Origin of the sequence: Pseudoxanthomonas jiangsuensis, from assembly GCF_010093185.1 — a bacterium.
Taxonomy (GTDB): Bacteria; Pseudomonadota; Gammaproteobacteria; order Xanthomonadales; family Xanthomonadaceae; genus Pseudoxanthomonas; species Pseudoxanthomonas jiangsuensis.
The window spans coordinates 93,845-109,430 of the sequence record NZ_PDWL01000015.1; the positions used below are offsets into that span (position 1 = coordinate 93,845).

A 15,586-nucleotide genomic window follows, 5' to 3' on the forward strand; every position below is an offset into this window, starting at 1 on the left:
TCCACACGAGGTTCCACCGATGCGCGCCACGCTCTTCATCGCGGTCAGCGGCCTGCTGACGCTCCCGGCCTACGCCGCCGAGCTGCAGGTCAACGTCGAGATCCCCAAGCTCAACGTCGCCGAATACCACCGCCCCTACGTGGCGATCTGGGTGGAAGGCGCCGACCAGAAGGTCGCGGCCAACCTCGCCGTCTGGTACCAGCTGCGCGACACCGCCGAGGGCCATGGCACCAAGTGGCTGCCCGACCTGCGCCAGTGGTGGCGCAAGTCCGGGCGCAACCTGCAGGTGCCGGTGGACGGCGTCACCGGGCCGACCCGGCCGGTAGGCACCCATGCCCTGGCCTTCGCCGGCAGCCAGCCGCAGCTCAAGGACCTGGCCCCGGGCGAGTACACCCTGGTGGTCGAGGCCGCGCGCGAAGTCGGCGGCCGCGAACTGGTGAAGCTGCCCTTTTCCTGGAACGGCAAGGCCCAGGCCGCCAAGGTCCAGGGCCAAAGCGAGCTGGGCGCGGTCAGCCTGGCGGTCAAGCCCTGAGCGCCACGCCCGCCCGCATTCTTTCCCGATCCGACCCGTCCGTCGTCGATACCCACCGGAGGTCCACCATGAAGCGCACCCTGATCCTGGCAGCCGCACTCGCCCTGGCCGTCCCCTTCTCCGCCGCCGCGCACAAGGCCTGGCTGCGTCCCTCGCAGACCGTGCTGGCCGGCGCCGACCCGTGGATCACGGTTGATGCGGCCGTGTCCAACGACCTGTTCTACTTCAACCACGTGCCGATCCGCCTGGACAACCTGGTGATCACCGCGCCCGACGGCAGCAGCGTGCAGCCGCAGAACCCGGCCACCGGCAAGTACCGCAGCGTGTTCGACGTGCAGCTCAAGCAGCAGGGCACCTACCGGATCGCGGTGGTCAGCGAAGGTCTGTTCGCCAGTTGGGAAGAGGACGGCAAGCCCAAGCGCTGGCGCGGCAACGCCCAGACCTTCGCTACCGAAGTGCCGAAGGACGCCAAGAACCTGCAGGTGTCGCAGAGCGTGGGCCGCAACGAGACCTTCGTCACCAACGGCTCGCCGAACGAGACCGCGCTCAAGCCCAGCGGCAAGGGCATCGAACTGCTGCCGCTGACCCATCCCAACGACCTGTTCGCCGGCGAGCCGGCGAAGTTCCGGGTGCTGGTCGACGGCAAGCCGGCATCGGGGCTGGAGTTCGAGATCGTCCGCGGCGAGACCCGCTATCGCAACGCCCAGGACGAGATCAAGGCGACCACCGACGCCGCCGGCGAGTTCAGCGTGACCTGGCCGGAGGCCGGCATGTACTGGCTGGAGACGTCCAGCCAGGACGCCAAGACCAGCGTGCCGCAGGCCAAGCAGCGCCGGCTGAGCTACGTGGCCACCCTGGAAGTGCTGCCGCAGTAAGCGCGGCGACGGGAACCGCGATGGAACAGGCTGCCGCCGGGAGCCTCGCCAGCCTCGGCGGGCAGACCATGGGGACCACTTGGAGCGCGCGCCTGTACGCGCCTCCCGGATCGGACCTGCATGCGCTGCACGCCGGGATCCAGCGCCAGCTGGATCGGGTGGTGGCGCAGATGAGCACCTGGGAGGCGGACTCGGACATCAGCCGCTACCGGCGCGCGCCGGCCGGCAGCTGGCAAAGGCTGCCGGCCGAATTCGCCGCCGTGCTCGCCTGCGCGCTGGACGTGGCCGACGCCAGCGACGGCGCGTTCGACCCGACCATCGGCCCCCTGGTGGACCTGTGGGGCTTCGGCAGCGCCGGCCGGCCGCGGCGGGTGCCGGCCGCGGCCGAGATCGCCCGCGAGCGAGCGCGCACCGGCTGGCAAAGCCTGCAGCGCCGGGCCGACGGCCGCGAACTGCTGCAGCCCGGCGAGCTGCAGCTGGACCTGTCGGCGATCGCCAAGGGCTACGGCGCCGACCTCGTCGCCGAGCACCTGCGTGCACGCGATATCGCCGCGGCGCTGGTGGAAGTGGGCGGCGAGATCCGCGCCTTCGGCCGCAAGCCCGACGGCCAGGCCTGGCGGGTGCTGGTGGAATCGGAAGTGGACGAGGAAGCGGCCATCGAGGAATTGCCGGCGCGCGTGCTGGTGCTGGACGAGGCCGCGGTGGCGACCTCGGGCGACCGCTGGCACCGCTTCGAGCAGGACGGCGTGCGCTATGCACACACCTTCGATCCGCGCCGCGGCGCCCCGGTCGAACGCGCGGCCGCCTCGGTCACCGTGGTCGCCGCCGACGCCATGCATGCCGACGCCTGGGCTACCGCGCTGACCGTGATGGGCCTCGAACAGGGCCTGGCGTTCGCCCAGGCCCGCGGCCTGGCCGCGCGCTTCGTCGCCCGCCAGGCCGCCGGTCGGCTGCACGAATCGATGACCGACGCGTTCCGCGCGCGGCTGGCGGCATGAGCGCGCCCTCTCCTCCCGCGGACGGCCGCTGGAACCTGCTGGGCAACGCCCTGGTCCTGCTCGTGCTCGCCGCCTCCGCCGGCGGACTGCTGGCCCTGCATACCGACGCCTGGTGGCTGGCGACGCCGCGGCCCTCGCACTGGTGGCTGGCCGGCGCGGTCGCGCTGGCCTATGCCGCGGCCTGCGCGGCGCTGCTGTGGCCGCGCCGCGCAGCCGCCGCCGGCGCCGCGGACGGAGGCGAGCCGCCCTTGCTGGTGGCCTGGGCCAGCCAGACCGGATTCGCCACCGCCCTGGCCGAACGCAGCGCCGCGGCGCTGCACGAAGGCGGCCGGCAGGTGCTGCTGCTGCCGCTGGACCAGGTCGACGGCACCCTACTGGCGGCGACCCGGCGCGCGCTGTTCATCGCCAGCACCACCGGCGAGGGCGACCCGCCCGACCACGCCCTTCGCTTCCTGCGCGGCCCGATGGCCGGCGCCCCGGCCTTGGCGGAGCTGGAGTACGCCCTGCTCGCGCTGGGCGACCGCGAGTACGTGGACTTCTGCGCCTTCGGCCGGCAACTGGACGAATGGCTGCGCCACCGCGGCGCCCGGCCCCTGTTCGACCGGGTCGAGGTCGACAACGCCGACGAAGCCGCCTTGCGCCATTGGCAGTACGAACTGGGCCGGATCGCGGGCACCGGCCAGCTGCCCGACTGGGCGCCTCCGGCCTACGAGCCCTGGCGGCTGGTGGAGCGCGAGCTGCTCAACCCGGGCAGCCAGGGCGGGCCGGTCTACGACCTGCGCCTGCTGCCGGCGACCGGTCCGCTACCCGCCTGGCAGCCCGGCGACATCGCCGAGATCGGGCCGCGCAATCCGCCGACGCGGGTCGGCGCACTGCTGCGGCAGCTGGAACTGGACGGCGAGACGGTCGTGGCCGGCGAACGCGGCGAGGAATCCCTCGCCGCGCTGCTGGCCCGCTCGCAACTGCCGGACGCGGCCGGACTGCACGGCCTGCCCGCCGCGGCGCTGGCCGCGCGGCTGCGGCCCTTGCCGCACCGCGAGTACTCGATCGCCTCGATCCCGGAGGACGGCCAGCTGCACCTGCTGGTCCGGGAAATGACGGAAGCCGATGGCCAACCCGGCCTCGGAAGCGGCTGGCTGTGCCGCCACGCCCGGCGCGGCGATGCGATCGACCTGCGCCTGCGTGCCAATCCCGGATTCCACCCGCCGCCGCCCGGAAAGCCACTGATCCTGGTCGGCAACGGCACTGGCCTGGCCGGACTGCGCGCCCACCTGCACGCCCGGGTCGCCGCCGGCGCCCGCCGCAACTGGTTGCTGTTCGGCGAGCGCAACGCCGACCGCGACTTCTTCCACCGCGAGGAGTTGCGGGAGCTGCAGGCGCAGGGCTGGCTGCAGAGGCTGGACCTGGCTTTCTCGCGCGACGACGGCGACCGCGCCTACGTCCAGGACCGGCTGCTGGCGGCTGGCGACGCCGTGCGCCAGTGGATCGCCGAGGGCGCATGCGTGCTGGTCTGCGGCAACGCCAGCGGCATGGCGCCGGGCGTGGACACGGCTTTGGCGTCGATCCTGGGCGACGAACTGCGCGACCGTCTGCGGATCGAAGGCCGCTACCGCCGCGACGTTTACTGAAACCGCGGCGACTCATCGCCGCCGGCACGCCCCACACGCAGCAGCAAAGCCTCGCCCGCGCCATCGATCGCGAAGCGGCGGCGCTGCGCGCTGGCCAGCCAGGCGCTGTCGCCGCCCGCCAGCAGTTGCTCGCCGCCATCGCCGCTTATCCGCGCGGTGCCGCCCAGCAGGTGCAGCGCCCAGGCGGTTTCGGCGTCGGCGAAACAGAACATCCCGCCCACCAGCGGCCGGTGCAGCAGTTCCACCTCCAGCGCCGACGGCCGCCAGATGAGATTGAACGCCTGCACCGGGCCATCGACGGGCATGGCGACGAGGTCACGTTCACCGGAAAAGCGGACGCGCTGGTAGGGAGGCGCCAGTTCCACCTGTTGTCCATCGGCGAAGTCCAGGCGCAGGCCGTTGCCCGCCAGCAGCACCTGTTCGCGCAGCATCCCCGGAAAGGGCGAATAGGCGGCCGGCGCCTCGATCTCCGCGATCGACAGCCGCAGGTCCCAGCGTTCCGGGTCGGGCAGCGCGAGGATCTCGCGGGTCCAGCCGGCGCCGTTGCGCCAGCGCAGGCGCCGGTACTCGTGGGCAGGCAGGAACTGGGCGGGGCCATGGAACATCCGGCAATTGTGCCGCCGGAGCTCGCGGTGTCCAGTTGCCGCAGCCTGCGCTTCGTTCCCCATGTGGGAGCAAAGCAAGACGGAAATCGATCAGCGGAAATGACATCGCCCGGCTGCACTCCCTGTGCAACACCGGGCGATGGGTACTTCCCTGTCGGCTTCCTGCCTCCCTCACCGCATCCCTGCCAGTAGGCGTCGGCCACGCATCCGTACGTGAAACCGACTCCAGCGCTGCGGGCGGATGCCGCTTGCGGCATGGACCATCCAGATGGTCCGCGACGTCCAGCATCCGTCCGGCGAAACGAAACCTTGCGCGTACTGCCTCGTTACGGGGAAGGCCGGAATTTCCGGCCTTCCGGCTCCGGTGCCCGCCTCAGCGGCGGGCGACCGGGGCCACCGGCTTGGCCTGCGCGGCGCCCGGGGCGGCCGACGGCCTGACTTGCGGCGACGGAGCGTTGCCGACCGCGATCAGGTCGCGGTTGCGCTCCACCGTCTTCAGTCCGATGCCCTTGACCAGGGCCAGCTCGTCGGCGCTCTTGAACGGCCCGTTGGCCTTGCGGTGCTCGACGATGGCTTCGGCCTTCGCCGGCCCCACGCCGACCAGGACCTGTTCCAGCTGCGCGGCGTCGGCGGTGTTGATGTCGACCTTGTCCGCGGCGAACGCGGTCCCGGCCAGCAGCAGCACGGACAGCACCAGCGACTTCATCAGGACGGAAAACGGCTTCATGGCAACGCTCCTTGTTGGTTGATGGACCGGGACCGGCGTCCTGCCGTCTCCCCGGTGCGTTCCATCTTCCGCGTTACCGGCAGCAAGCCTATCGCCGGCCCGGCCCGGTGACAGCCGGGAAACCTCCCGTTCATCTGTAGGAAAAATCCTACACGCCGCTCCGCCGTAGAATTGGTTGCATCACTTACCTCTGGAGCCCTCATGGACAGCACCCGGCTGGATCATTCCGACGCCGCGGACTTCATCGGCCAGAAGTGGGACGAGGACATCGTCCCGCAGCTGGTCGAGTACATCCGTATCCCGAACAAGTCACCGATGTTCGACAAGGACTGGCAGGCCAACGGCCACATGGACGCGGCGGTGCGGCTGATGGAGTCCTGGGCGAGGTCGCAGGCGATCCCGGGCCTGCAGGTCGAGGTGGTGCAACTGGAAGGCCGCACCCCGCTGATCTACGTCGAGGTCCCGGCCAGCGGCGAAGGCGCCGGCGAGGACACCGTGCTGCTCTACGGCCACCTGGACAAGCAGCCGGAAATGACCGGCTGGGATCCGGACCTGGGTCCCTGGGTCCCGGTGCTCAAGGGCGACAGGCTCTATGGCCGCGGCGGCGCCGACGACGGCTACGCGATCTTCGGCTCGCTGGCGGCGATCCAGGCCCTGCAAAAGCAAGGCGTGCCGCATGCGCGCTGCGTGCTGCTGATCGAGGCCTGCGAGGAATCGGGCAGCTACGACCTGCCGGCCTATGTGGACCACCTGGCCGCGCGGATCGGCAAGCCCTCGCTGGTGGTGTGCCTGGATTCGGGCTGCGGCAACTACGAGCAGCTGTGGTGCACCACCTCGCTGCGCGGCCTGGCCGGCGGCAACCTGACCGTCAACGTGCTCAGCGAAGGCGTGCACTCCGGCGACGCCTCCGGGATCGTGCCATCCAGCTTCCGCCTGCTGCGCCAGCTGCTGTCGCGGCTGGAGGACGAGGACACCGGCCGGATCAAGGTCGAGGGCCTGTACGTGGAGGTCCCGGCCGAACGCCTGGAGCAGGCCGGCAAGGTCGCCGGGGTGCTCGGCGACGAGGTCTTCAGCAAGTTCCCGTTCCTGGACGGCATGGCCCCGATGTCCGGCGACCTGACCGAGCTGGTGCTCAACCGCACCTGGCGCCCGGCCTTGTCGGTGACCGGGGTGGACGGAATGCCGCCCCTGTCCTCGGCCGGCAATGTCCTGCGCCCGCACACCTCGGTGAAGCTGTCCTTGCGGCTGCCGCCGACCCTGGACGGCAAGCGTGCCGGCGAGCTGCTCAAGGAAGTGCTGCTCAAGGACCCGCCGAACGGCACCCGGGTCGAGCTGGAGCTGGAGAAGGCCTCCACCGGCTGGAACGCGCCGGCGCAGTCGCCGTGGCTGACCGCGGCGATCGAGGCCGCCTCGCAGGCCGCGTTCGGCAAGCCGGCGATGTACATGGGCGAAGGCGGCACGATCCCGTTCATGGGCATGCTCGGCGAGAAGTTCCCGGGCGCGCAGTTCATGATCACCGGCGTGCTCGGCCCGCATTCCAACGCCCACGGCCCCAACGAGTTCCTGCACATCCCGATGGGCAAGCGGGTGACCCAGTGCGTCTCGCACGTGATCGCCGAGCACTACCAGGCCAGCGTCCGCGGCGAGACCGCCGGGGTCGGCGCGGTCGCCGGCGGCCAGGCGCACGGCGAGCACGGCTGCTGCTGAAGGCGGCCCCTGGATCGATGCCGCATACGGAAAGGCCCCGCCAAGGCGGGGCCTTCTCTTTCCGGCGCCGGCGTGGCGCCAGGCCTCAGGCGCTGCGCCCGTACACGTCCTCGAAGCGGACGATGTCGTCCTCGCCCAGGTAGCTGCCGGACTGCACCTCGATCAGCTCCAGCGGCACCTTGCCGGGATTCTCCAGGCGGTGCTGCACGCCGAGCGGGATGTAGGTGCTCTGGTTCTCCGACAGCAGCAGCACCTCTTCGCCGCGGGTCACCTTGGCAGTGCCGCGGACCACGATCCAGTGCTCGGCGCGATGGTGGTGCATCTGCAGGCTGAGGGCGGCGCCGGGCTTGACCGTGATCCGCTTGACCTGGAAGCGGTCGCCGGTGTCGATCGAGTCGTAGGCGCCCCAGGGCCGATAGACCTTGCGATGCAGGACCGCCTCGCCGCGGCCGTCGCGCTTGAGCCCGGCGACCACGTCCTTGACCTGCTGCACCTTGTCCTTGCGCGCGACCAGCACGGCGTCGTCGGTATCCACCACGACCACGTCCTCCAGCCCGATCAGCGCCACCAGGCGGCGGTCGGTCCAGGCATAGGTGTCGCGGCAGTCCAGGGCGACCACGTCGCCGTGGTGGGCGTTGCCGGCATCGTCGCGCGTGGCCACCTCCCACAGGGCCGACCAGCTGCCGACGTCGTTCCAGCCCACGTCCACCGCCAGCACCGCGGCTGCATCGGTCTTCTCCATCACCGCATAGTCGATCGAGTCGGACGGACAGGCGGCGAAGGCCTCGCGTTCCAGGCGGACGAAGTCGGCATCGCGGGTCGCGGCGGCGAAGGCGGCGCGGCAGGCCTCGAGTATGTCCGGGCGGAACCGGCCCAGTTCCTCCAGGTAGCGCGAGGCGCGGAACAGGAACATGCCGCTGTTCCAGAAATACTCACCGGAGGCGACATAGCCGCGCGCGGTGGCCTCGTCGGGCTTCTCGACGAAGCGCTCGACCGCGCGCACGCCCTGCCCGGCGGCGGCCTTGATGTAGCCGTAGCCGGTTTCCGGGCCGGTGGGGACGATGCCGAAGGTGACCAGTTGTCCCGCCTCGGCCGCGGCCCGGGCGGCCTGGACCGCGGCGCGGAAGGCGGCCGCGTCGGCGATCGCATGGTCGGACGGCAAAACCAGCAAAAGCGGATCCTCGCCGCCGGCGCTGGCCTGCAGGGCGGCGGCGGCGATCGCCGGGGCGGTGTTGCGCCCGACCGGCTCGAGCACGATCGCCGCCGGCGCGGCGCCGGTCTGGCGCAGCTGCTCGGCGAGCATGAAGCGGTGTTCCTCGTTGGCCACCGCCAGCGGCGCGGCCTCGGCCAGCTCGGCCACCCGCCGCCAGGTCTCCTGCAGCAAGGACTCCTCGCCGGCCAGCGGCAGGAACTGCTTGGGATAGGCCTCGCGCGAGAGCGGCCACAGCCGCGTGCCTGAACCGCCGGAGAGGAGGACGGGTTGCAGTCGTGTCATCGGACTTCTCACACGTCGGTGGCGGGCCAGTTTACCCTTTGCCACCAAGCCCTCCGCCGACCCCCGCATGAACGAAAGCACGACCGAGGCCTTCACCCGCGACGCCCGGCGCCTGGCCTGGGCGCGGGCCGCGCTGGGCGATCCGCGCGCGGTGCTGGAACGGGCCTCGGTCGATGCCGGCCTGCGCAGCTACTGGCGCAGCCGCGGCGAGGGCCCGAGCCGGATCGTGATGGATTCCCCGCCCGGGCTGGAAGACGTGCGTCCCTGGTTGGCGATGCGCGACCTGCTCGAAGGCGGCGGCGTGCGCGTGCCGCAGGTGCTGGCGCGCGACGTGGACGCCGGCTTCCTTCTGCTGGAGGACCTGGGCGGGCCGACCCTGGCCCAGGCGATCGACGCCGGCAACGCCGACGCCTGGTTCGACGCGGCCATCGACCAGCTCCTGCGGCTGCAGGCGATCGTTCCGCCGCCGGGCATGGGCGAGTTCGGCGAGGCGCTGCTGCAGCGCGACGCCGGGCTGTTCGAGGAATGGTTCCTGCGCCGGCACCTGGGCATCGAACTGGACTGCGGCGAGGCCGAGGCTTTGCAGCTGGCCCAGCGCCGGCTGATGGACAACGCCCTGGGCCAGGCGCAGGTGCTGACCCACCGCGACTTCATGCCGCGCAACCTGATGCCCACGCGGCCGCCGGCAGTCCTGGATTTCCAGGATTGCGTGCGCGGCCCGATCGCCTACGACCCGGTAAGCCTGTTCAAGGACGCCTTCCTGTCCTGGCCGTTGCAGCGCGTGGACGGCTGGCTGGCCGGCTACCACGCTCATGCCGCAGCCGCGGGCCTGCCGGTGCCGGCGCTGGCCACCTTCCTGCGCGATGCCGACTGGATGGGCGTCCAGCGCCACCTGAAGATCCTGGGCATCTTCGCCCGCCTGCGCTACCGCGACGGCAAGAGCCGCTACCTGGACGACGCCCCGCGCTTCATCGCCTACCTGGACGAGGTCCTGCCGCGGCATCCGCAGCTGGAGGGGCTGCAGAAGTTGCTCGACGCACGCATCCGCCCGGCGCTGCAGGCCACGGCCGCGGGAGCCGGCGCATGAGGGCGCTCATCTTCGCCGCCGGCCTGGGCGAGCGCATGCGCCCACTCACCGAGCACACGCCGAAACCTTTACTGCAAGCGGGCGGCAAGCCGCTGATCGCCTGGCACCTGGAGAAGCTGGCGGCGCTGGGCATCGAGGAAGTCGTGGTCAACACCTCGTGGCTGGCGCCGCGCTTCCCGGAGCTGCTCGGCGACGGTGCGCGCTGGGGCCTGCGCCTGCACTACAGCCACGAAGGCCCGGCGCCGCTGGAAACCGGCGGCGGCATGCTGCACGCGCTGCCCCTGCTGGGCGACGCGCCGTTCCTGGCGGTCAACGGCGACATCTGGAGCGACTGCGACTTCGCCCGGCTGCCGCGCGAGCCGGACGGCGACGCGCACCTGCTGCTGGTCGACAATCCCGGGCATCACCCCGGCGGCGATTTCGTCCTGGGCAGCGATGGCCGGATCGCCGCCGAAGGCGAAACGAAGCTGACCTTCTCCGGGATCGGCGTATACCGGCCGTCGATACTCGAAGGCTGGCGCGGCACCGTGGACGGCGATCCCGGCTCGCCACCGCGCTTCCGGCTGGCGCCCCTGCTGCGCGCGGCGATGGCGCGCGGTGCGGTCACCGGCGAACACCACCGTGGGCGCTGGACCGATGTCGGTACGCCGCAGCGCCTGGAAGAGCTGGACCGGAGCCTGCGAATGCAGGCCTGACCATAGCCCGGTGTCTTTGGCTTCTCCCGTAGGAGCCGGTCTTGCCGGCGACCGCCATGGCGGATACGTCTGCGTGAAACCGGGTGCAGGTGATGCGTCCGCCTCCACGGTCGCCGGCAAGACCGGCTCCTACACGGAGGGAACTAGCGGGCGCCGAGCATGCCGCGCAGGAACGGCACCGTCACCCGGCGTTGCGCCGCCAGCGACTCGCGGTCGATGCGCTCCAGCAAAGACAGCAACTGGACCAGGTCGCGGCCGGTGCGGGTGAGCAGCCAGTCGATCGCCGCCTCCTCCAGCACCAGCCCGCGGCGGCGCGCACGGTCGCGCAGGATGTCCCGGCGGGCCTGGTCGTCCAGCGGCCGCAGAGCGATCCGGGTGCACTGGCCCAGGCGCGAACGCAGGTCCGGCAGCACCAGCGGCAGGGCCTGCGGCGCGGCCGCCGCGAGGTACAGCACCCCGATGCCGGCAGCACGGGCCCGGTTGTGGAAATCGAACAGCGCGACCTCGTCCTCGCGTCCGCCCGCAACCACTTCGAGCCCGTCCAGCGCGACCAGATCGGCCTCCAGCGCCTGCAGGGCCTCGCCCAGGCGCCCGGCGGCCGCGCGCAAAGGCAGGTAAGCGGCGCGGCGGCCGGCCTGCTCGGCCTCGGCGCAGGCGGCCAGGCCCAGGTGGGTCTTGCCGGAGCCGGCCGGGCCCTCGAGGTACAGCCAATCCGCGCCCGGCTCGCATGCCAGCGCGCGCAGCTGCTCCAGCGCCCCGGAAGGCGCGCCGATGTAGCTGTCCAGGCGCTGTTCCGGCGGGTAGCGCAGCGCCAGCGGCAGCTGCGGCGTCCCGGCCGGCGGAGATGCCGCGGTCACGCCGGTCCCTGCTCCTGCCGCACGGCGGACTCGCTGGCCGCCGCCTGCTCCAGGCTGCCGCGGTCCACGTAGGGATCGAGCACGATCTGCACGTGGTCGCCGGTATACAGCCCGCTCTGCCGGTAACGCTCGCTGGCGAAGCGCAGCAGCACGTTGGCCACCGCCGCCACCGGCAGCGCGATCAGCATGCCGAGGAAGCCGAACAGCTGGCCGCCGGCCATCACCGCGAAGATCACCGCCACCGGATGCAGGCCGATCTTGTCGCCGACGATGCGCGGGGTCAGCACGTAGCTCTCCAGCAACTGGCCGACGGTGAACACCACGCCCACCAGCACCAGCAGCTGCAGGTCGAACCCCTGCGCCTGGACCAGCGCGGCCACCACCGCCATCACCACGCCGGTGGTCGCGCCCAGGTAGGGGATGAAGCTGATCAGCCCGGCGACGATCCCGATCAGCACGCCCACCTTGAGCCCGACCAGCTGCAGGCCGATGGCGTAGATCGCGCCCAGCGCCACCATCACCACGAACTGCCCGCGCAGGAACGCGCCGAGCACGTCGTTGGACTCGCGCGCCAGGCGCGAGACGGTGTCGAGGTGGTCGCGCGGGATCAGCGCAGCGACCTTCTCCACCAGCAGGTCCCAGTCGCGCAGGAAGTAGAAGGTCAGGATCGGCAGCAGGACGATGTTGGCGATCCAGGCCACCATCGCGAAGCCCGAGCGCGACAGGTAGCCGAACAGGGTCGCGGCGAAGCCGCCGGCCTGCTGCCAGTGCGAGCGCACCCACTCGATCAGCCGCTCCGGATCCAGCCATACCACCAGTTCCAGCCCGGTCTTGGCCTCCACCCACGGCAGCGCGGTCTGCAGGAACCAGTCGCGGTACTGCGGCAAAGAGTTGACCAGGGTCCTGATCTGGCGCTCCAGCAAGGGCACCAGCACCAGCAGGGCCAGCACCAGCAGCAGCGACATCAGCCCGAACACCAGGGTCACGGCGACGTTGCGCGAGCGGCCGGCGCGCTGCAGCCGGTCCACCAGCGGATCGCCCAGCCAGCCCAGCAGGGCACCGAGCACGAACGGGGTCAGGATCGGCCCCAGCAGCCACACCAGCCACAGCGCCAGCAGGCCCAGCACCAGCCACTTGAGCTGGCGCAGGAAGCGGGCGATCTCCGATTCGGGCGACTCCTCGCGGGCGGCGTTCATCGGATCCGGTACTCCGCCGGCACGCCTTCCACCGCCACCACCGGGGCGTCGGCGCCGAGCATGCGCTCGAAGCCGGACATGCCTGTCAGCAGGTCCAGGTCGAACTCGACCCGGTCGGCGGCCGCGCGCACCGGCGCCACCCGCCGCACCACCGGCATCCTCTGCAGCAGGGCCGAGACCTTGAGGTAGTCGTCGGCGCTGCGCAGGCCGCTGAAGGCGACCCGGTAGGTGCCGGCCGGCTCGGACGGCGGGACCTTGGCGTAGCGCTTGATCAGCGCGTCGGCGGCCACGTCGGCGCCGCTGGCCATGGCCTGGCGCGGATCGCCGTTGCTGGTCGAACGGGTGGCCAGGACCCGGCCGGCGTCGACGAAGGTCCAGTCGGTGGTCCAGCCGGCGCCGGCGCGGTACATCTTGCCGATCAGCTGCATCGCCGGGCTGTAGCGGGCCGAGGCGCGCGCCACCGCGGCCGGGTCCTGGCGCCAGATCGCGCCGACCGCGGCCTGCTCGGCGGCACCGCCGGCCGGCAGGCCGAGGCGGAAGCCGCGCTCGATCGCCCGGTCCAACAAGGGCCGGGCGGCATTGACCTGGCCGGTGCCGAGCAGGCGCGGGCCGCTGCCGTCGTCGATCGCCAGCCACAGCACCGGCTTGGGCCGCGGCTGCGGCCACACCGGCAGGCCCAGCGCGGCCGAGAGCACGTCCACCGACTCGGAGTCGAAGCGCACCACCAGCATGGTCCGGAAGGTCGGCGCGCCGCCGGGCGAGGTGCCCTGGTCCTGGCGGTAGTCGTAGCCCTCGACGTAGCTGGCGGCGTTGCGCAGTTCCTGGGCCACGCCGGGGCGGTTGACCACGTTGGGATCGCCGGAAATCTTGCCCAGCACCTGGGCCAGGGCGCGGGCGAAGCCGGATTCGCGGGCCTGCTCGGTCTGGCTGTTGACCGGCACCTCGCCCGAGTACAGACCCTGGGCGCTGGCCACGTCGCCTTCGGTGCGCAGGCCGTCCTGGGCGTGGGCCGGCGCGGTCGCGGCCAGGATCGCCAGGGCCAGCGAAAGGCCCAGCGAAGGCAGGTGGAACAGGGCGGTACCGGCGGCACGGCAGGCGCGCATGCGGAGTCCTTCGGGCAAGACCGCGGTGGGCGGAGGTGCAGGAATTGTTGCCCGAATGCCGCCGGCGCGCCAATCGAGCCGGCGTGAGGACCGCAGCGACGGCACGCCGGCATGCGGGCGGGCCCAGGCGCACACCGGGCTGGGCCAGGGGTCCGGGCGCGGCCCGGCTGCTAGAATCTCGGCCCCGATTCCGATCCGCAGGCCCCGCACGTGAGCCAGACTCCCTCGCCCGCCCCCCTGACCTACCGCGACGCGGGCGTGGACATTGACGCCGGCAACGAGGTGGTCGAGCGGATCAAGCCGCTGGTCAGGCGCAGCTTCCGGCCGGAGGTGATGGGCGGCCTGGGCGGCTTCGGCGCCCTGTTCGACCTGTCCGGCAAGTACCGCGAGCCGGTGCTGGTGTCCGGCACCGACGGCGTGGGCACCAAGCTGAAGCTGGCCCAGCAGCTGAACCGGCACGACACCATCGGCATCGACCTGGTCGCCATGTGCGTCAACGACGTCCTGGTCCAGGGCGCCGAGCCGCTGTTCTTCCTGGACTATTTCGCCACCGGCAAGCTGGACGTGGACACCACCGTGGCTGTGGTCGGCGGGATCGCGGCCGGCTGCACCGAGGCCGGCTGCGCCCTGATCGGCGGCGAGACCGCCGAGATGCCGGACATGTACCCGCCGGGCGAATACGACCTGGCCGGCTTCACCGTCGGCGCGGTGGAGAAGTCGCAGCTGCTGGACGGGGCGAAGGTGCGCGCCGGCGACGTGCTGATCGGCATCGCCTCCTCCGGCCCGCATTCCAACGGCTATTCGCTGGTGCGCCGGATCTACGACCGCGCCGGCCGCCCGGCCGACGTCCAGGTCGGCGGCGTGGCCCTGGTCGATGCGCTGATGGCGCCTACCCGGCTGTACGTCAAGCCGGTGCTGTCGCTGCTACGCGAACATGGCGAGGCGATCCACGCGATGGCCCACATCACCGGCGGCGGCCTGACCGAGAACATCATCCGGGTGGTCCCGGAAGGGCTGGGCCTGGAGATCGAGGCCTCGGCCATTGTTCTTCCGCCGGTGTTCGACTGGCTGCAGCGCGAGGGCGCGGTGGCCGACGCCGAGATGTGGCGCACCTTCAACTGCGGGATCGGCTTCGTCCTGGTCGCCGACCCGGCCGGCGCCGGCGCGCTGGAAACGGCGCTGGACGCATTGGGCCTGGAACACCGCCGGATCGGCCAGGTCGCCGCCGCCGGCGAGGGCGAGCGCGTGCGGATCGGCTGATCCGATCCCGATGCCGTTCTTGATGGCGCCCGCACCGCGCATCGCCGTGCTCGTCTCCGGCCGCGGCAGCAACCTGCAGGCGCTGCTGGAGGCCATCGCCGAGGGCCGCCTGGATGCGGAAATCGCCGGCGTGTTCTCCGACCGCCCGGACGCGGCCGCGCTGGCAAGGGTGCCGCCGGGGCTGCGCTGGAGCGCGAACGCGCGCGGCTTCCCCGACCGCGCCGCGTTCGACGCCGCGCTCGCCGATGCGGTGGCCGCCAGCGCCCCGGACTGGGTCTTCTGCGCCGGCTACATGCGGATCCTGGGCGAGGCCTTCGTGCGCCGCTTCGAGGGCCGCCTGCTCAACGTCCACCCTTCCCTGCTGCCGCGCTACAAGGGCCTGCACACCCATGCCCGGGCGCTGGAGGCCGGCGATGCCGAGCACGGCGCCAGCGTCCACTTCGTGGTGCCCGAGCTGGATGCCGGCGCGGTGGCGGCCCAGGTCCGGATCCCGGTCGTGGCCGGCGACACCCCCGACACCCTGGCCGCCCGGCTTCTGCCGCAGGAACACCGGCTGGTGACCGCGGTCATGGCCCTGGCCGTGGCCGGCCGCCTGGCTGAACGCGACGGTCAGGTCCTGCTGGATGGTCAGACCCTGTTTAGTCCGCTACGACTAGATTCCAGCGGCGTCCTGGCGCCCGGATCACACGGCTGACACCGTCCCCGGGGCATCCTGACGCGATCTTCCCGCCGCCCGGCCCGATGCCCTTGTCCACCGCCCTGCCCCTTCTACACATCTCCGGGCCCACGGAACTGACCTCTCTCTCGTCTGCCGTCATCTT

15 protein-coding genes are annotated in these 15,586 nt (G+C 71.9%); 9 read left to right on the forward strand and 6 right to left on the reverse strand.

Features of this window, described 5'->3' with window-relative positions:
- Positions 1 to 19: 19 nt before the first annotated feature.
- The 4 genes from CSC62_RS10840 (at position 20) to CSC62_RS10855 (ending at position 4,033) form a co-directional block, all read left to right on the forward strand.
- Entirely contained in the window at positions 20 to 532 is a 513-nt protein-coding gene (locus CSC62_RS10840; protein ID WP_162406198.1) for a DUF2271 domain-containing protein, read from the forward strand.
- A 68-nt stretch (positions 533 to 600) separates the two neighbouring features.
- A complete protein-coding gene (locus CSC62_RS10845) occupies positions 601 to 1,407 on the forward strand; it encodes a DUF4198 domain-containing protein (protein WP_162406199.1) in 807 nt (268 codons plus the stop codon).
- A 20-nt stretch (positions 1,408 to 1,427) separates the two neighbouring features.
- Complete coding sequence (locus tag CSC62_RS10850) at positions 1,428 to 2,405, forward strand: FAD:protein FMN transferase (RefSeq protein ID WP_246194354.1); 978 nt, start codon at positions 1,428 to 1,430, stop codon at positions 2,403 to 2,405.
- On the forward strand, positions 2,402 to 4,033 hold the full coding sequence (locus CSC62_RS10855; RefSeq protein ID WP_162406200.1) for a sulfite reductase subunit alpha: 1,632 nt from the start codon (positions 2,402 to 2,404) through the stop codon (positions 4,031 to 4,033). Before CSC62_RS10850 ends, CSC62_RS10855 begins: the two co-directional genes overlap by 4 nt.
- On the opposite strand, the gene CSC62_RS10860 is transcribed toward CSC62_RS10855, so the two are convergent.
- Together CSC62_RS10860 and CSC62_RS10865 are read right to left on the reverse strand one after the other, a co-directional pair.
- Entirely contained in the window at positions 4,027 to 4,638 is a 612-nt protein-coding gene (locus tag CSC62_RS10860) for a HutD family protein (protein ID WP_162406219.1), read from the reverse strand. The genes CSC62_RS10855 and CSC62_RS10860 overlap by 7 nt on opposite strands.
- Positions 4,639 to 5,011: 373 nt before the next feature.
- The gene (locus tag CSC62_RS10865) at positions 5,012 to 5,365 is read right to left on the reverse strand and encodes a ComEA family DNA-binding protein (RefSeq protein ID WP_162406201.1); all 354 of its coding nucleotides are present in this window, start codon (positions 5,363 to 5,365) and stop codon (positions 5,012 to 5,014) included.
- 201 nt (positions 5,366 to 5,566) lie between these two features.
- Here CSC62_RS10865 and CSC62_RS10870 point away from each other — a divergent pair, with 201 nt between their 5' ends.
- The gene (locus CSC62_RS10870) at positions 5,567 to 7,072 is read left to right on the forward strand and encodes a M20 family metallopeptidase (protein ID WP_162406202.1); all 1,506 of its coding nucleotides are present in this window, start codon (positions 5,567 to 5,569) and stop codon (positions 7,070 to 7,072) included.
- An 85-nt stretch (positions 7,073 to 7,157) separates the two neighbouring features.
- Here CSC62_RS10870 and CSC62_RS10875 read toward each other — a convergent pair whose 3' ends face one another.
- On the reverse strand, positions 7,158 to 8,567 hold the full coding sequence (locus CSC62_RS10875; protein ID WP_162406203.1) for a mannose-1-phosphate guanylyltransferase/mannose-6-phosphate isomerase: 1,410 nt from the start codon (positions 8,565 to 8,567) through the stop codon (positions 7,158 to 7,160).
- Positions 8,568 to 8,634: 67 nt separating this feature from the next.
- Between CSC62_RS10875 and CSC62_RS10880 the strand changes: the two genes are divergently transcribed.
- Both CSC62_RS10880 and murU read left to right on the forward strand, forming a co-directional pair.
- Positions 8,635 to 9,654: an aminoglycoside phosphotransferase family protein gene (locus tag CSC62_RS10880; RefSeq protein WP_162406204.1), complete on the forward strand. Its 1,020-nt coding sequence runs from the start codon at positions 8,635 to 8,637 to the stop codon at positions 9,652 to 9,654.
- Positions 9,651 to 10,349: an N-acetylmuramate alpha-1-phosphate uridylyltransferase MurU gene (gene murU / locus CSC62_RS10885; RefSeq protein ID WP_162406205.1), complete on the forward strand. Its 699-nt coding sequence runs from the start codon at positions 9,651 to 9,653 to the stop codon at positions 10,347 to 10,349. The genes CSC62_RS10880 and murU overlap by 4 nt, the downstream gene beginning before the upstream one ends.
- A 143-nt stretch (positions 10,350 to 10,492) precedes the next feature.
- Here murU and hda read toward each other — a convergent pair whose 3' ends face one another.
- The 3 genes from hda to CSC62_RS10900 are packed head-to-tail and all read right to left on the reverse strand — an operon-like array spanning position 10,493 to position 13,505.
- Positions 10,493 to 11,206 carry a DnaA regulatory inactivator Hda gene (gene hda, locus CSC62_RS10890; RefSeq protein WP_162406206.1) on the reverse strand — a complete coding sequence of 238 codons (714 nt, stop codon included), beginning with the start codon at positions 11,204 to 11,206 and terminating at the stop codon, positions 10,493 to 10,495.
- Complete coding sequence (locus CSC62_RS10895; protein WP_162406207.1) at positions 11,203 to 12,402, reverse strand: AI-2E family transporter; 1,200 nt, start codon at positions 12,400 to 12,402, stop codon at positions 11,203 to 11,205. Before CSC62_RS10895 ends, hda begins: the two co-directional genes overlap by 4 nt.
- On the reverse strand, positions 12,399 to 13,505 hold the full coding sequence (locus CSC62_RS10900; RefSeq protein WP_162406208.1) for a DUF2066 domain-containing protein: 1,107 nt from the start codon (positions 13,503 to 13,505) through the stop codon (positions 12,399 to 12,401). Before CSC62_RS10900 ends, CSC62_RS10895 begins: the two co-directional genes overlap by 4 nt.
- Positions 13,506 to 13,715: 210 nt before the next feature.
- Here CSC62_RS10900 and purM point away from each other — a divergent pair, with 210 nt between their 5' ends.
- Positions 13,716 to 14,765: a phosphoribosylformylglycinamidine cyclo-ligase gene (purM, locus tag CSC62_RS10905; protein ID WP_162406209.1), complete on the forward strand. Its 1,050-nt coding sequence runs from the start codon at positions 13,716 to 13,718 to the stop codon at positions 14,763 to 14,765.
- Positions 14,766 to 14,787: 22 nt separating this feature from the next.
- Positions 14,788 to 15,459 carry a phosphoribosylglycinamide formyltransferase gene (gene purN, locus CSC62_RS10910; RefSeq protein ID WP_162406210.1) on the forward strand — a complete coding sequence of 224 codons (672 nt, stop codon included), beginning with the start codon at positions 14,788 to 14,790 and terminating at the stop codon, positions 15,457 to 15,459.
- Positions 15,460 to 15,586: the final 127 nt, after the last annotated feature.

Bases quoted from the DNA above. Each gene is read 5' to 3' on its own strand.
- murU (WP_162406205.1), top strand. From the start codon at position 9,651: ATGAGGGCGCTCATCTTCGCCGCCGGCCTGGGCGAGCGCATGCGCCCA.
- purN (WP_162406210.1), top strand. From the start codon at position 14,788: ATGGCGCCCGCACCGCGCATCGCCGTGCTCGTCTCCGGCCGCGGCAGC.
- CSC62_RS10900 (WP_162406208.1), bottom strand. From the start codon at position 13,505: ATGCGCGCCTGCCGTGCCGCCGGTACCGCCCTGTTCCACCTGCCTTCG.
- CSC62_RS10895 (WP_162406207.1), bottom strand. From the start codon at position 12,402: ATGAACGCCGCCCGCGAGGAGTCGCCCGAATCGGAGATCGCCCGCTTC.
- CSC62_RS10865 (WP_162406201.1), bottom strand. From the start codon at position 5,365: ATGAAGCCGTTTTCCGTCCTGATGAAGTCGCTGGTGCTGTCCGTGCTG.
- CSC62_RS10875 (WP_162406203.1), bottom strand. From the start codon at position 8,567: ATGACACGACTGCAACCCGTCCTCCTCTCCGGCGGTTCAGGCACGCGG.
- CSC62_RS10840 (WP_162406198.1), top strand. From the start codon at position 20: ATGCGCGCCACGCTCTTCATCGCGGTCAGCGGCCTGCTGACGCTCCCG.
- CSC62_RS10845 (WP_162406199.1), top strand. From the start codon at position 601: ATGAAGCGCACCCTGATCCTGGCAGCCGCACTCGCCCTGGCCGTCCCC.
- CSC62_RS10880 (WP_162406204.1), top strand. From the start codon at position 8,635: ATGAACGAAAGCACGACCGAGGCCTTCACCCGCGACGCCCGGCGCCTG.
- CSC62_RS10855 (WP_162406200.1), top strand. From the start codon at position 2,402: ATGAGCGCGCCCTCTCCTCCCGCGGACGGCCGCTGGAACCTGCTGGGC.
- CSC62_RS10860 (WP_162406219.1), bottom strand. From the start codon at position 4,638: ATGTTCCATGGCCCCGCCCAGTTCCTGCCTGCCCACGAGTACCGGCGC.
- CSC62_RS10870 (WP_162406202.1), top strand. From the start codon at position 5,567: ATGGACAGCACCCGGCTGGATCATTCCGACGCCGCGGACTTCATCGGC.
- CSC62_RS10850 (WP_246194354.1), top strand. From the start codon at position 1,428: ATGGAACAGGCTGCCGCCGGGAGCCTCGCCAGCCTCGGCGGGCAGACC.